The sequence below is a fragment of the Bacillus sp. MMSF_3328 genome (genome assembly GCF_030733525.1).
In the GTDB taxonomy this organism is placed as follows: Bacteria; Bacillota; Bacilli; order Bacillales; family Cytobacillaceae; genus Bacillus_AB; species Bacillus_AB infantis.
The window spans coordinates 24,280-39,441 of record NZ_JASHIV010000005.1; the positions used below are offsets into that span (position 1 = coordinate 24,280).

The 15,162-nt window shown below is 46.8% G+C and carries 15 protein-coding genes; 4 read left to right on the forward strand and 11 right to left on the reverse strand.

Features of this window, described 5'->3' with window-relative positions; translation table 11 throughout:
* Positions 1-40: 40 nt before the first annotated feature.
* The 4 genes from glnA to hflX all read right to left on the reverse strand — a co-directional run bounded on the left by glnA (position 41) and on the right by hflX (position 4,550).
* On the reverse strand, positions 41-1,375 hold the full coding sequence (gene glnA / locus RBB45_RS10850) for a type I glutamate--ammonia ligase (RefSeq protein ID WP_009791587.1): 1,335 nt from the start codon (positions 1,373-1,375) through the stop codon (positions 41-43).
* A gap of 34 nt (positions 1,376-1,409) precedes the next feature.
* The gene (locus tag RBB45_RS10855; RefSeq protein WP_009791586.1) at positions 1,410-1,814 is read right to left on the reverse strand and encodes a MerR family transcriptional regulator; all 405 of its coding nucleotides are present in this window, start codon (positions 1,812-1,814) and stop codon (positions 1,410-1,412) included.
* A 163-nt stretch (positions 1,815-1,977) separates the two neighbouring features.
* Positions 1,978-3,246, reverse strand: a complete 1,269-nt coding sequence (locus tag RBB45_RS10860) for a methionine gamma-lyase family protein (RefSeq protein ID WP_306009576.1) — start codon at positions 3,244-3,246, stop codon at positions 1,978-1,980.
* Between the two features lie 47 nt (positions 3,247-3,293).
* The gene (gene hflX, locus RBB45_RS10865) at positions 3,294-4,550 is read right to left on the reverse strand and encodes a GTPase HflX (protein WP_129611744.1); all 1,257 of its coding nucleotides are present in this window, start codon (positions 4,548-4,550) and stop codon (positions 3,294-3,296) included.
* A 293-nt stretch (positions 4,551-4,843) separates the two neighbouring features.
* Between hflX and RBB45_RS10870 the strand changes: the two genes are divergently transcribed.
* Positions 4,844-5,455: a trimeric intracellular cation channel family protein gene (locus RBB45_RS10870; RefSeq protein ID WP_094767406.1), complete on the forward strand. Its 612-nt coding sequence runs from the start codon at positions 4,844-4,846 to the stop codon at positions 5,453-5,455.
* A 266-nt stretch (positions 5,456-5,721) separates the two neighbouring features.
* Here the strand turns inward: RBB45_RS10870 and spoVK are convergent, their stop codons facing one another.
* From spoVK to miaA, 3 genes are all read right to left on the reverse strand, one after another.
* A complete protein-coding gene (spoVK, locus tag RBB45_RS10875) occupies positions 5,722-6,672 on the reverse strand; it encodes a stage V sporulation protein K (protein ID WP_094767522.1) in 951 nt (316 codons plus the stop codon).
* Positions 6,673-7,416: 744 nt separating this feature from the next.
* Positions 7,417-7,650: an RNA chaperone Hfq gene (hfq, locus tag RBB45_RS10880; protein WP_022543740.1), complete on the reverse strand. Its 234-nt coding sequence runs from the start codon at positions 7,648-7,650 to the stop codon at positions 7,417-7,419.
* Positions 7,651-7,678: 28 nt separating this feature from the next.
* Positions 7,679-8,680 carry a tRNA (adenosine(37)-N6)-dimethylallyltransferase MiaA gene (gene miaA, locus RBB45_RS10885; RefSeq protein WP_306009577.1) on the reverse strand — a complete coding sequence of 334 codons (1,002 nt, stop codon included), beginning with the start codon at positions 8,678-8,680 and terminating at the stop codon, positions 7,679-7,681.
* A 255-nt stretch (positions 8,681-8,935) separates the two neighbouring features.
* Here miaA and mreBH point away from each other — a divergent pair, with 255 nt between their 5' ends.
* Both mreBH and RBB45_RS10895 read left to right on the forward strand, forming a co-directional pair.
* Positions 8,936-9,943, forward strand: a complete 1,008-nt coding sequence (gene mreBH / locus RBB45_RS10890) for a rod-share determining protein MreBH (RefSeq protein WP_009791505.1) — start codon at positions 8,936-8,938, stop codon at positions 9,941-9,943.
* Positions 9,944-10,086: 143 nt separating this feature from the next.
* Entirely contained in the window at positions 10,087-10,623 is a 537-nt protein-coding gene (locus RBB45_RS10895) for a CBO0543 family protein (RefSeq protein WP_009791506.1), read from the forward strand.
* A 51-nt stretch (positions 10,624-10,674) separates the two neighbouring features.
* Here the strand turns inward: RBB45_RS10895 and RBB45_RS10900 are convergent, their stop codons facing one another.
* Both RBB45_RS10900 and RBB45_RS10905 read right to left on the reverse strand, forming a co-directional pair.
* Entirely contained in the window at positions 10,675-11,361 is a 687-nt protein-coding gene (locus RBB45_RS10900; RefSeq protein ID WP_094767408.1) for an HAD family hydrolase, read from the reverse strand.
* Positions 11,358-11,897, reverse strand: coding sequence for a GrpB family protein (locus RBB45_RS10905; protein ID WP_306009578.1), 540 nt, complete (start codon positions 11,895-11,897; stop codon positions 11,358-11,360). The genes RBB45_RS10900 and RBB45_RS10905 overlap by 4 nt, the downstream gene beginning before the upstream one ends.
* 218 nt (positions 11,898-12,115) lie before the next feature.
* On the opposite strand from RBB45_RS10905, the gene RBB45_RS10910 reads away from it, so the two are divergent.
* On the forward strand, positions 12,116-12,520 hold the full coding sequence (locus tag RBB45_RS10910) for a nucleoside 2-deoxyribosyltransferase (RefSeq protein ID WP_094767410.1): 405 nt from the start codon (positions 12,116-12,118) through the stop codon (positions 12,518-12,520).
* 58 nt (positions 12,521-12,578) lie between these two features.
* Here RBB45_RS10910 and RBB45_RS10915 read toward each other — a convergent pair whose 3' ends face one another.
* Both RBB45_RS10915 and mutL read right to left on the reverse strand, forming a co-directional pair.
* A complete protein-coding gene (locus tag RBB45_RS10915; protein WP_101547521.1) occupies positions 12,579-13,118 on the reverse strand; it encodes a helix-turn-helix domain-containing protein in 540 nt (179 codons plus the stop codon).
* A 105-nt stretch (positions 13,119-13,223) separates the two neighbouring features.
* Positions 13,224-15,146: a DNA mismatch repair endonuclease MutL gene (mutL, locus tag RBB45_RS10920; RefSeq protein ID WP_306009579.1), complete on the reverse strand. Its 1,923-nt coding sequence runs from the start codon at positions 15,144-15,146 to the stop codon at positions 13,224-13,226.
* Positions 15,147-15,162: the final 16 nt, after the last annotated feature.

A 15,162-nucleotide genomic window follows, 5' to 3' on the forward strand; every position in this document is an offset into this window, starting at 1 on the left:
AAAACCCCTCAATACCAATGGTATCAAGGGGCCAAATCTATTAATACATCTGCAGGTACTGCTCGCGCTCCCAAGGATGAACTTGCGTACGGAACATATCCCACTCAATTTCCTTCGCTTCAATGAAGTGTTCGAAGATGTGCTCCCCGAGGGCTGAAACCATGATTTCATTGCTCTTCAGCTGGTCAAGCGCCTGGGCTAGTGTTGCAGGAAGATCTTCAATGCCTTCTGCTACGCGCTCTTCTTTGTTCATCACGTAAATGTTGCGGTCTACCGGTGCAGGAGGAGTCAGTTTGTTCTTGATTCCATCAAGCCCTGCTTTTAATAGCACTGCCATAGCCAGGTATGGGTTGGCTGCCGGGTCAACGCTGCGGACTTCAACACGTGTGCTCATGCCGCGTGATGCCGGGATGCGGATAAGCGGTGAACGGTTCCTTGCAGACCATGCCACATAGCAAGGTGCTTCATAGCCGGGAACAAGGCGCTTATAAGAGTTGACAGTCGGGTTCGTTACAGCTGTGAAAGCCGGAGCGTGCTTGATGATGCCGGCGATGAACTGGCGGGCAGTATCGCTTAGCTCAAGGTTTCCAGTAGTATCATAGAATGAGTTCTTGCCTTCATTGAACAGGGACATATTGCAGTGCATCCCTGATCCGTTTACGCCGAACAATGGCTTTGGCATGAATGTTGCGTGCAGGCCGTGCTTGCGGGCGATTGTTTTAACAACAAGCTTGAATGTCTGGATCTGGTCGCATGCAGTCAGCGCATCAGCATATTTAAAGTCGATTTCATGCTGTCCTGGAGCCACTTCGTGGTGGGAAGCTTCAATTTCAAAGCCCATTTCTTCAAGCTCGAGCACGATGTCGCGTCGGCAGTTTTCGCCAAGGTCTGTCGGCGCAAGGTCGAAGTAGCCTCCGTTATCGTTCAGTTCAAGAGTAGGTTCGCCCTGCTGGTCAAGCTTGAACAGGAAGAATTCCGGCTCAGGTCCGAGGTTGAAGTCTGTGAAGCCTAATTCCTTCATCTCATCAAGGATTCTTCTCAGGTTGTTGCGCGGATCGCCATCAAATGGAGTCATATCCGGGTTGTAGATATCGCAGATCAGGCGGGCAACCTTGCCCTTTTCAGCTGTCCAAGGGAATACAACCCAAGTGCTGAGGTCAGGATACAGAAGCATATCTGATTCTTCAATGCGGACGAAGCCTTCGATGGAAGAGCCGTCGAACATCATTTTGTTGTCCAGCGCTTTTTCAAGCTGGGAAATCGGGATTTCCACGTTTTTGATTGTTCCGAGGATATCCGTAAATTGAAGGCGGATAAATTTTACGTTTTCTTCTTCAGCAATACGTTTAATGTCATCTTTAGTGTAGTTAGCCATTAGTTTTTCCTCCCTTAGGACACATCAATTTTATTTAATGGAAAAAGCGGGACATATCTCCCTGGCGGAGTGAATGCCGGTTGAATCGGCCGGCCTGCATCATTTCCTGCCTCAGGAGCTTTCTCAATTCATCATCAGACAAATCGCGCCTTACTTTTTCTGCTTGCTGCTGTACTTCAGCTGATAATGTTTGTTCCTGCATGGCGAATAATTGCTTGATTCCCGCCATATTGACTCCCTGATCGATCAAATCCTTGATCTCCAGGAGCTTATCAATATCATTTAAGGAAAAAAGCCGTCTATTTCCGTCAGTTCGTGCTGGAGAAATCAATTGGTGCTCTTCGTAATAGCGGATCTGCCTGGCCGTCAGCTCAGTCAGCTGCATTACAGTCCCAATTGGAAATAGCGGCATGGAACGGCGTATTTCACTGCCTTTCATCCGATTTCTCCTCCTTTTCAATCATTTCTTGTGTTTATTATATGTAATGTCAGATTTGTTGTCAACCTTATGTAAGGTTTTATAACATTAAAAACACAAAAAATTTTCCCCCTGACAAAAATTAAAAAGGACAGCCTCTGCTGCCCTTTTATATATTCACCTATTAAAGTTGTATTAAACCCTTTTTTGCTAAAAGGTTGACCGCTGTGCATACGGCAATTTTTACATGCGAGTATGTGAGCCCCCCCTGGACATAGGCCACATACGGCGGACGCGTCGGTCCATCGGCGGTAAGCTCAATGCTCGCACCCTGGATGAATGTGCCTGCCGCCATGATCACATCATCTTCATAGCCCGGCATATAAGCAGGATAAGGGGTTACATGGGAATTGATCGGAGATGCATATTGAATGGCCTGGCAGAATGCCACCATTTTATCCCGGTCATCGAACTGGACGGATTGAATCAGGTCTGTCCTCTCTGCATCCCATTTTGGCGAAGAATTCATTCCGAGCATTTCAAGCAGTGCCGCAGTGAATACTGCCCCTTTCAGTGCCTGGCCGGCAACATGCGGAGCAAGGAAGAATCCCTGGTACATCTCCTGGAGACTGTATAGGGAGGCTCCCGCTTCCGCACCGATCCCTGGCGATGTCATTCTGTAAGAGCAAGCCTCAACCAATTCCTTTTTGCCGACAATATAGCCGCCGGTTTTGGCAAGGCCGCCGCCTGGATTCTTGATGAGGGATCCGGCCATCAGGTCAGCGCCAACATGGCAAGGCTCCATTTCCTCGATGAATTCCCCATAGCAATTGTCCACAAAGACGACCGCGTCCGGCTTGATTCCTTTTACAAACTCAATCATTTCCTTGATCTGGGCAATTGTAAAAGAAGGCCTGACAGCATAGCCTTTAGACCGCTGTATTCCGATCATCTTCGTTTTCGGCTTAATGGCGCTCCTGACGGCTTCAAAATCCACATAGCCATCTTCACCGAGCGGAACGCTGCTGTAGCTTATGCCGAATTCCTTCAGAGAGCCTGTCCCTTTGCCTCTGATGCCGACGATTTCTTCAAGGGTATCATAAGGTTTACCGGTCATATAAAGCAGTTCATCCCCTGGGCGGAGGATACCGAAAAGAGCGGTAGAGATGGCGTGTGTTCCTGAGATGATCTGAGGCCTTACAAGACCTGCTTCCCCTCCGAACACCCTCGCATATACTTCTTCGAGTGTATCCCGGCCGATATCATCATAGCCGTACCCGGTCGAAGGAATGAAATGGGAATCGCTTACCTTATAATGCTGAAAGCTTTCAAGCACCCTGAACTGGTTGGCTTCGATTCTTTGGTCAATCTTTTTATGAACGGATGCAATTTTTTCTTCTGCCTGTGAAGCCAGTTCTTGAATCCGGCTTCCGTATTCTAAATGCTGAAACATGCTGTTCTCCAATCCAAGAGCCGGAGGTTTCATTCCCTCCGGCCTTTTTATACTGTATATTTATTTAATTCTCCAGTGATCTGGTGATCTTCAAGGGCATATCCTTTGCAGAGATAAACCTCTGTCTCTTCCTGGAATGAGAGCTCCCTCAATATGGTTTCGTTTTTCAGCTGCGACAGCAATCTGCCTTCAGTTGACGGAATTTCTACCTGGTATGGCTTCATCATGCCCAGGACAAGCTCCTCGATTTTTCGCTTCAGCATGCTGCGGTCCTGATCCGCAAATGCGCTGATCACAACGGATTCGGTCTTTGCCGATGGAACGAAATCCGGATGCACCTGGTCACTTTTATTATAAACCGCCAGCTGCGGGATGTGCTGGATATCAAGATCCTCGAGCAGCTTGTTCACAGTCTTTTCATGCTGAAAATAATCCGGATTTGATGAATCGATGACATGTAGCAGCAGATCTGCTTCACTCACTTCCTCAAGCGTCGACCTGAAGGCTGCAACAAGCGTTGTCGGCAGATCCTGAATGAACCCGACCGTGTCGGTTGCAAGCGCCAGATAACCGCTTGGGAGGATGAGCTTCCTTGTCATCGGATCAAGCGTCGCAAAGAGCTGGTTCTCTTCAAAGGATTCAGCTTCGGCAAGCCGGTTGAACAGGGTCGATTTCCCGGCATTTGTGTAGCCGACAAGAGCAATCTGGAACGCTTTATTTTTTTTGCGGCGCTCGCGGTATCTGTCCCTGTGCTGCACAATGACAGACAGCTGGGACTTAATATCATCAATCTTCCTGCGGATATGGCGGCGGTCGGATTCAAGCTTCGTTTCCCCCGGCCCCCTTGTCCCGATCCCCGCACCAAGCCTGGAAAGCTGGATACCCTGCCCGCCAAGCCTTGGGAGCAGATACTGCAGCTGGGCAAGCTCAACCTGCAGCTTCCCTTCCTTCGACCTGGCCCGCTGTGCGAAAATATCGAGGATCAGCTGAGTCCGGTCAATGACCCTGCTGTTCACTTCATTGGAAACATTCCTGACCTGGCTTGGTGAAAGCTCATCATTGAAGATGATCAAGTCTGCTCCAAGCTCTTCCTCGAGCATCTTTAATTCTTCAACCTTGCCTTTTCCTATATATGTAGAAGGATGGATTCTTTCTCTTTTCTGGGACAGCTCGGCGAGCACCTTGCCGTTGGCTGTTTCTGTCAATGAGGCAAGCTCTTCCATTGAATACTGGAAATGCCTGTCGTCCTCGCCAGTCTGGCAGCCTACGAGAATAACCCTTTCGAATTCCGTTTTATTTTCCAAGTAATCCCTCTTTTCTGTATAAGTCTTCAAACACAATCACGTACAGCTGACCTTCAAATATCATACCAAAAATATGCTTTCCATCCTACTATTTTCACCAGCCTGAGCGCTTTAAAACCCTCTGTTTCTTATTCTTTTACGCTGCTGGAAAATAAAGATTGAAAAATCATATTTGCATGTTAAAATCATATTTGGTTTGAATAGAATTTTATGCAGGGGAATACGCATAACGCCCTGCCTTATATAAATGAAAAGCTGGCCTGCTACGGCCTTCACCAGAGGAGAAATGCACCATGACTTGGGAAGTATTGAGCATGATTGGCACGATTGCTTTTGCAGTAAGCGGCGCGATCATTGCCATGGAAGAAGAATATGATATTTTAGGGGTTTACATACTCGGGATTGTGACAGCGTTTGGCGGAGGCGCCATCCGCAACCTTCTGATCGGGGTGCCGGTTTCAGCCCTTTGGGAGCAGGGGATGTTCTTCCAGATTGCCCTGCTGTCCATTACAGCGGTATTTCTGTTCCCTAATAATCTGTTAAGGCACTGGCAAAAATGGGGGAACTTCTTTGATGCAATCGGCCTTTCTGCCTTTGCGATCCAGGGTGCGATTTACGCATCGGAAATGGGCCACCCGCTCAGCGCTGTCATCGTGGCTGCTGTCCTGACCGGAAGCGGCGGAGGCATCATCCGCGACCTTCTTGCCGGGAGGAAGCCGCTGGTGCTGAGATCGGAAATCTACGCAGTCTGGGCCATCCTCTGCGGCTTTGCCATCGGGCTCGGGCTGGCAGACTCGGCCGTTGCATTATACAGCCTGTTTGTGTCTATCACCCTTCTCCGGGTGCTGTCATACACCTATCACTGGAAGCTTCCGGCGAGGCGGCTTGGCGCAGCCAGGCAGTAAATACTATAGAAAAAGAAAAGCAGGCCCGGCAGCCTGCTTTTTTTTCTTACAAGATAAGAAAATATAACTTTTACGAATTTGATTACTGTCTAGCTCCAGCGCCTACCCCCTCGAGGTCACAAGCCAATCATCCCAAAAAGGCAAAGAACGCCTTTCCGGGATGATCGTCTTGAGGCCCCCAGGATGGGGGTTATGCAGACGTTGCCACAGGACGTGGCGTTCTTAGTCTGCGTTCCTTAAGGGTGAGCAAGGCCCTTGCGCTTTTCTTACATATCTTCTTCAAACATTAAATCATTGCTTCTGATCGTCATCAGCTCATGCCGGTCGAAATGGCTTTGCATCAGCAGCCTCATCGCCTGTGCACGGATCGATTTTTCAAGGATATTGCGGATATAGCGCCCATTGGAAAAAGCGGTTGTGCTGATATCCGATTTTGCCCACACAAGATGCTCCCTCAGCTTCTTCTCCGCTTCATGGCTCAGGGAATATTCTTTTTCCACCAGCATCTTTTGCGCGATTTCCATCAGCTGCTCGATTGTATAATCAGGAAAATCGATGACAAGCGGAAATCTTGAATGAAGGCCGGGATTGAGTGTGAGGAAATAATCCATTTCCCTTGAGTAGCCGGCAAGAATCAGGATGAACTCGTGCTGCCGGTCCTCCATATGCTTGACAAGCGTATCTATCGCTTCTTTGCCAAAATCTTTCTCTCCTCCCCTGCCGAGTGAATAGGCCTCATCTATGAAAAGAATGCCGCCGATTGCCTTCTTGATAAGGTCACGGGTCTTTTGTGCAGTGTGGCCGATATATTCACCGACAAGATCGGCTCTTTCCGCCTCGATCAGATGGCCTTTGGCAAGGACATTCATCCTGAGGAATAGCTTGCCGATCAGCCTGGCGACCGTCGTCTTCCCTGTACCCGGGTTGCCCTTGAACATCATATGCAGAGCCTGTTTCCCTGCCTTCAGCCCTGTTTCTTCCCTTTTCTTGTTCACATATATCCATGCATAAATTTCTTTTATCATCCGCTTCATTTCTTCCATGCCGACAAGAGCCGCGAGCTCTTCCTCAATTTCTTTAAGTGCTGCATGCTCCTGAGGCAATACCCTTGGAACAACTTGGATGTCCGGGCTTTCCTTTGTGAATGGCTTCCTTTTCTGCGAATTGAGCACAATGCTGATCTGGCCATTATTTTTCATGCGTATCGGCTGGTCCAAAGCTTTCACCTCACTATTTCCCCACCAGTATACTCCCTGAAGCTGACTCTTGTGACAAATGCCTATCTTTCAGGCAGAAAAAAAGCCATATTTACTGCTGAAGCGACATTATATCGGGTTTTTCTCCATACAGGAGCTTCCAGATGTCATATCCTGCGGTTTCCCGAGAAATAACCGTTATTTTTATATATATTCACAAGCCTCCAAAATCATTAAAGAAAGTTGCTGAAAAGGGAAATTGTTCTTTCAATATCGCTTTGTTAAACTCTGTTGGTGATAAATGTTTAAATGGAATGATAAACTAGGAAGTCCTATCCTTGATTGAGTGTCAGCCAAGCCTTAAAATAAACGGAGATTCTACTGTTAAGCTGCTGAATTTGGCCAGAGTAGGTATAAATAAGCGGAGAATTTCCGGTTAAGGGCAGCGAAGGTGTCCGTTTTCCTGTTTTCTGAGTTGATAGTTGTAATTTCTCCGTCTATTTGAGCTGTTTTTAGTGTTTTTTCGAAGTTAAGGGGAGTTCCTCCGCTAATTTCCACCTCAGCCTGTCACTGATTCCCTCATTCAGGCTCGTGAAAGTCCGCTCTTTTATAGCTGGGCGGGGAATGGCTCTTAGATGAATTTTAACTATCGAGTGTGTCAGTGTAATAAGCAAGTATAAGTAATATCACAATTGAACTTTAACTTAGCCTTCAATATAAAAAGCCCGCTTCCCGGAAGAAGCGGACTTTCCTTTATAGGATGGACTATTGCTGTCCTTCAAGATCGATCTGGACGTTGCGCTGCGGAGAAAAAGTGGAAATGGCATGCTTATAGACCAGCTGCTGCTTCCCTTCTGATTCAAACAGCACCGTGAAGTTATCAAACCCTTTGATCTGCCCGCGCAATTGGAATCCGTTCAAAAGGAATACAGTCACCCCTGTGCCGTCCTTGCGAAGCTGGTTAAGAAATTGGTCTTGAATATTAACGGATTGTTTCATGATAAATCCTCCTCTTTTGTCTCTAATATTATGTATTCGATTTTATTTGAAGCTTTCCTTCAATATACGCAGAAATTTCCGCGATTTTTTTTTCAAGCAAGCCTGGATCGGATACATATGTCATATCAAACCATTCCACATTCATCTTGTTTCGAAACCAGGTCAGCTGCCTTTTTGCGTATCTGCGTGAATTTTGCTTCAGATTTTCGACCGCGCCCTCTAAAGAGATGCGGCCGTTTATGTATTCATAGACTTCCTTATAGCCGATTGCCTGGATTGACTGGCAGTCCTTTAGCCCCTGCCTGTGAAGAGCTTCGACTTCTTCCAGAAGGCCATCGTCCATCATTTTATCAACCCGGCTGTTGATCCGATCATACAGCTTTTCCCGGTCCATGAATAGCCCGATGATGCTTGTATCATACAGCAGCTCAGGCACCTGCTGTTCCTGGTACTGGGACATGGTCTTTCCTGTACAATGGTATACCTCAAGCGCGCGGATCACCCTTCTTGTGTTATTGGGGTGCATTTTTTCGGCACTGGCAGGATCGATTTCACAAAGTTCCTTGAATAGGCTCTCTGCCCCTTCTGCTTCAAGGCGCTTTTCCAGCTCACCCCTGAAGGCATCATCTGACGGGGCTTCGGAAAATTGATAGTCATAAATGACGGATTGTATGTAAAGGCCTGTTCCCCCAACAATCATAGGCATTTTCCCCCGGGAAGCGATGCAGGCGATTTCCTTTCTGACGAGCTCCTGGAATTCAGCTGCTGAAAAAGGTTCATTTGGCGCTTTAATATCAATCAAATGATGGGGGATCCCATCCATTTCGTTCTCTGTAATCTTGGCTGTCCCTATATCCATGCCTTTATAGATCTGCATAGAGTCGCCGCTGATGATTTCGGCATCAAACCTTTTGGCCAATTCAATGCTGAGCCTGGTTTTGCCGACAGCTGTCGGGCCGATCAGCACGATCAATTTCTGCTTTGTATCCAATCCATTCACACTGCCTTTATCTTTCATTCTCTGGGCCATAAGGGCTGTTGATCCTTTTGGCTTTCCTATATCCTACCATAACTTGCCTGTGCAGTTGAATATCTAAGCAGTATTGCCAGCAAGGTTTTTCTTTATTCAGCCAATTCCTCCCTTTTATTTTACCATTTATGATAAAAATTTCATCATTCATTACATTTATTTAACGATTCGATAACATTCGTCAGAAGACCCCCTTTTTCGTGCTAATGTTACAGAAGATTATTAGGCAATCATAATGAAAGAATAGGTGATAGGATGATTTCAACTTCTGAAATTGGAATTGACTTAGGAACTGCTAATATACTGGTGTACAGCAAAAATAAAGGTATTGCCCTTAACGAACCTTCTGTTGTGGCCATTGACACAGATACAAGGAAGGTGCTTGCTGTCGGCACGGAAGCAAAGGAAATGATCGGCAAGACGCCGGGCAAAATCGTTGCCATCCGTCCTTTGAAGGATGGAGTAATTGCCGATTATGATATTACGACCGAGCTGCTTCGCCATGTCATGAGACAGGCATCGAAAAAGCTTGGCTTTGCCATCCGCAAGCCGAATGTGGTGGTCTGCACACCATCAGGCTCAACAAGCGTTGAAAGAAGGGCCATCCATGATGCTGTCCGGAATGCAGGAGCAAAGAAGGTTCACCTGATTGAAGAGCCTGTAGCTGCAGCAATCGGGGCAGGGCTTCCGGTCGATGAACCAGTCGCGAATGTAATCGTCGATATCGGCGGGGGATCGACAGAAGTGGCGATCATTTCATTTGGCGGAGTGGTAGCCTGCCATTCTGTCCGCATAGGCGGAGACAGGCTTGATGACGATATTATCCAATATGTACGCAAAGAGTACAATGTCCTGATCGGGGAAAGAACAGCCGAACTGGTCAAAATGGAAATCGGCTATGCCCTCATCGACCATGAGGAAATGAAAATGGATATCCGCGGCAGGGATCTGGTAACAGGACTGCCGAAGACCATTAGCCTTACTTCATATGAGATCAGGGATGCAATGAAAGAATCCCTGCTTCATATCCTTGAAGCGATCCGGGCCACTCTTGAAGACAGCCCGGCAGAACTGAGCGGCGATATAGTGGACCGCGGCGTTATCCTTACAGGAGGCGGCTCACTGCTGAATGGCATGCAGGACTGGCTTTCACAGGAAATCGTCGTTCCCGTCCACCTCGCGTCCAGCCCGCTTGAATCTGTAGCAATCGGGACAGGCAAGGCGCTTAAGTTTATTGATAAGCTGCAGACAGCAGTGAGATAGTGTATTTCTTTTTAAAAAAACAGCCTATAAACGATCTTTCATGCCGTTTATAGGCTGTTTTTTTATGGACAGCCACTGCTGAATAATTTTAAGCCTCGTTGGATATAATCAACAACTAGATAATATAATAGGAGGCACCCATTATGTTCAAGATGGTCCAGGACCTGAATGAAAGAGCCAGCCGTCTGGAATTGGAATACTGGCTGATTGAAGATTTATTCAGTCCGCACTGGTGGTTCATTACTATCTTAAATCTATTATTCATACTTCTGTTATTGGTTCTGATTGACCGCTACCGGCTGATGCAAATGAGCCTTGCTTTCCTTATAAGTTTTATCCTTGTCGGGATTGTGGATGAATTAGGCTATTTTTATGGCCTGTGGACCTATCCGCATCAGTTTATAACCGTCCTGCGCTCTTTCAATGCTGTTGATTTTGCGGTTATTCCGGTTATGATCACTTTAAGCTATCAATTCTTCCGCAAATGGAGAAACTATCTGATTGCCAGTGCGGCCATTTTTCTATTCGTCTCGTATATCATGATTCCATTGTTTGTGCATTATCGTTTATACATTTTGTATAAATGGAATTATACCTATTCGTTCTTGTCACTTTTTGTTTTAGGCATAGTGGTAAAAGCTTGTTCCGACTGGATTGGCAGACGAGCAAAAAGTCCTTAAAAGACAGACTTCCTGGAACTTTGCCCGTTTGTTTATCCCCCAGTCATGGCTTCAGCCGGACAGATTTTTTTGCAGCAGGTTATATTTCATCAGAAGAGCGGCTAGATCCATTCCGCTCCGGTCCAGGTGAAAACCTTTTATCCCAGACCTGCCGGCTCCTTCAATATTGATCAACTTGTCATCAATAAAGACGCTTTCCTCACCTTTAGCATTCATACAGTCAAGGGCTTTTTGATAGATAGCTGGATCCGGCTTTTCGGTATGTACAAAAGCAGAGAGAATGATGGTTTTAAAATAGTGCCGTATCCCCAGCCTGCTGAACACCTGGTCCATACTGGGCATCGCATTCGAGATGACAGCCAGTTCATAATTCCTGCTCAGCTCTTCCAAAACAGGGATCACCTCAGGGTAAAGCTCACAGTGGGCTGCATAATGAGTTTCAGAAAACAATTCATCTCCTAGTGCCTTATCACCGAGCTCCCTTGCCATCGTCCCATAAAACCTTTTATAAAAGTCCTCTTCTTCCTGAAAAGACGTCACAAAGGGTGTCTGTATCCCTTTAGCCGCTATAATGCTTTTCTCTATTTCTGAAAGACTGTATCCTTTCTTCACCAGGAACTCCTGAACCCTTTCACCCAGTTTTACAGGTGTATCAAAAAGTACACCGCCCGCATCAAAAAAGATCCATCGGACTTCTTTTTTCAGTTTAATGGCTTTTCCGTTTTGGCCACCTATCACTTTTCCTCTGTTCCCCTCAGCTCTGTAATCCTGTTCACAAAGCTTTCCTTGTACTCTGTATACGCTTTAATGCCTGTGGAAGTATTCTTAATATAATCAAGCTTCAGCTGTACATATTCTTTTCTTGCATCTTCGTTATCGTTTAAATAGTCCCTGAAGAAAAGGAGATTCTTCCATAAAACTCCTTCATATTCGACAAGATGCAGGAAATGGGTTTTGATTTTATAATCTTCATCCGCAAATCTGGCAAAAACCATTTCCCCTGGCCGTTTGACTTTCAATTGAAGAAATCCTGCGGCTCTCAGTCCGGCAATCAGTTGTTTATCAATAGCAGCCAGGTCTTCAACAGCTGCCATAACATCAATGATGGGTTTGGCTGGGATGCCTGTGATAGCGGTGCTGCCAATATGTGCAATATGGCTGTCAGGGATATTTGTGTTTTCTAGCAGATTTTTGCGCACCTTTTGAAATTCTGTTTTCCAGCCTGGTGAATGGTCTGTCAGCCTCACTTCATCAGGATTTAAGCCGAGCAGCATACAATATCCTCCCCCTTCCAGTTCTCAATCATTATTTCGCTGTTCTTGCCTTATTTCCCTTCTGCCGAAACTATACTGGAAGGTGTGTAAAACGGATGCAGGCAGAAATCAGAATCTTTGTTTACATAATATTATTATTATAACCTTCAACTTTGGCTCTCATTGACAAATTGTTCTGACACTATACACTATGAATAACTACTTGAAAGGATGATAGGATGAAATTTTACATCGGCTCAAGTTTTTCCAATATTTCTCGGGTTCGGGAGCTCGCGGCAATCTTAAAGGAGCAGGGTTTTCGGCAAACCTATGACTGGACCAGCAATAGCCGGGCTGAAGATGCGGAGGAGCTCCGCTCAATCGCGGAAGCTGAATTTGCAGCAGTGAAGGAAGCTGGCTTTGTTGTCATTCTCCTTCCGGCAGGGAAAGGAAGCCACATTGAGCTTGGGCTCGCCCTTGGCTTTGGAAAACGGGTGTATCTATACGCTGAGGGAGATTTGAAGGAACACCCGGCTGAAGCTTCCACCTTCTATTTTTTACCGCAGGTTATCCATCTGAGCGGCACATTTGAAGAGTTGAAAAAGGAGCTTATCAAAAGAGAGTGCAGAACAGAAAGCAGATAAGACTGGAAATCGGGCGTTAAACACGATATGCCCTTCCTGCCAGAAGGGCATATCGTGTTCATTCTTCCACTGCCATATTATCCATCCTCATGGCAATGGTGCCTACCCCTATCAATACGCCTGACTGATCGACCAGAGGATAGCCGATGAAGCAATAATTATAAGATTCTCCGTTGTGGAAACAGCTGTCATAGACGGAGACGGTCTTTTGAGTATCGATGACCTTCTGTTTCAGATCGAGTATTTTCTTTGCATCAATCGTGTAATTAAGCTCATCATCCCTGGCACCGATAAAATGCTGGACCTTCTCCATGCCGGTCGGGTTATAGACCCATGTATAGCGGAGGTCGAGGTCGCTGTGGGCAAGGATGCTTTGGGTCTGGAAAAATGCATCCTGAAAGGCATTGGTATCTGAGAAAAGGAGCAAAGGATCAATGTTGAGGACCCTGCCGATCGATCGGCTGATTTCTTCGCTCGGATTTCTCAAGCCTGATTCAATTTGTGAATAATAGGCTCTGTCTATATGAATAAGCTCTGCAATTTCTGCCTGGGTCAGATTCCTGTTTTTCCTGAGTCTCACAAGCCAATACCTTTTCATTTCATTTCGCCTCCTTTTCTATCATATAGAAAGCCCTTCCTCTGTGGGAAGGGCTTTCTGCCGGATTTCATAAAACTGTTAAAATATAGGTAAGACATGACAGAACTACATGACTCTTTTAAACATCTTTTCCATTTCATAGGTAGAATAATGGATGATAATCGGACGGCCGTGCGGGCATGTGAACGGGTCTGATGATTTGCGGAGCATATCAAGCAGAGCCTGTATCTCATCATTGCGCAAATGGTGGTTGGCCTTGATAGAAGCTTTGCAGCTCATCATGATGGCTGCTTCTTCCCTCAGCTTTTTCACATCGGCCTTTTTCATGGAAAGCACTTGTTCAATCATATCCTCTATGATCTGCTGCTCTTCTCCCTTAGGAAACCACTGGGGGTGGGACCTGACAATGAATGTGTTCTGCCCGAAGTGTTCCAGGAAGATCCCGACCTTTTCAAGCTCAGCAATATGCTCATTAATCTTAATATATTCATCTGCAGGGTACTCAAATGTCAGTGGAACGAGCATTTCCTGCAGCTCGCTTTCCACCTGGCCGACTTTGTCCCTGAAATACTCGTACTTGATCCGCTCCTGGGCAGCATGCTGGTCAATGATATAGAGTCCGCGGTCATTTTGGGCGAGAATATAGGTGCCATGCATCTGGCCGATCGGATATAATGGCGGCACCCTGTGAACGGCAGCAGCTTCCGGCTCTGCTGTCCCCTCGATCACCTCTTCTTCATCATCTTCCAAAAAGGCTTGGCTTTCCGCAGGCTGTTCGGCCTTGAATGGAAATGCCATGCTGTCAGTCCGCAGTAAATCCTGCGGCTTAAATGCCGGTGCTTCCTCATGTTGCCGGACAGCTATTTCCTCTTTAATGAACATTGGCTGTCCGGATTCAGATGGGGCCTGCCTGCTGTCATTCTGCCTGTTCTGAGCCTGTTCCTTATATTCCATCTCCTTTTCCGGAAGATGGTCAAGTTCAAAAAAGGTCTGCTCAGACTTCGGTGTTTCAGCCCTTGCCGGGGCAAAGCCGGCAGGAATCAGTTCCTGTGACTTGAAGACCTCTTTAATGGTACCGGCTACAAGCTCATTCAGTTCATGCTCCTTACTCAGCCTGACCTCCATTTTGGAAGGGTGGACATTGACATCCACAAGCAGCGGATCCATCTGTACATTCAAAAGCACAATCGGATAACGCCCGATCGGCAGCAGGGTATGATATCCTTCCTGGATCGCTTTAACCAGCGGATAATTCTTGATGAACCGGCCGTTGATCATTGTTGAAATATAATTGCGCGAAGCGCGGGTGATTTCCGGGAGCGCGATATAGCCATGAACATGGAAATCGAGCGAGCTTGCTTCGACGGGAATCATTTTCTTGACAATATTCATGCCATAAATGGAAGCCAGCACCTGCTGGACATTTCCGTTCCCGGCTGTATGCAGGAGCTTCCGGCCATTATGGACAAGGCGGAAGGACACCTCGGGATGGGCAAGTGCGAGGCGGTTGACCACGTCGGTAATATTGCCAAGCTCCGTGTGGACCGTCTTCATATATTTCAGCCGGGCCGGTGTATTATAAAACAGATCGGAAATGGTGATATCTGTCCCTTTCCGGCTGGCGGACTTTTCAAATTCTGCAACCTTTCCGCCTTCAATCAGGATCCTTGTGCCTGCATCTCCTGTCGAGGTCTTCAGCTCCAGCCTGGAGACAGAGGCGATGCTGGGCAGCGCCTCCCCTCTGAAGCCGAGTGTCCGGATGCGGAACAGATCATTTTCATCTTTGATCTTGCTTGTGGCATGGCGCTGGAAGGCCGTCATCACATCGTCTTCTTCAATGCCTTCCCCGTTGTCAATGATGCGGATTTTTGCGAGGCCCGCCTCTTCTGCATCAATTTCGATTATGGTGCTTCCCGCATCAATGGAATTCTCCACCAGCTCTTTTACGACAGATGCCGGCCGTTCGACCACCTCACCTGCGGCAATTTTATTGGAAAGGGCATCATCGAGCTGAACTATCTTTCCCACGAGCAACACCTCCTCT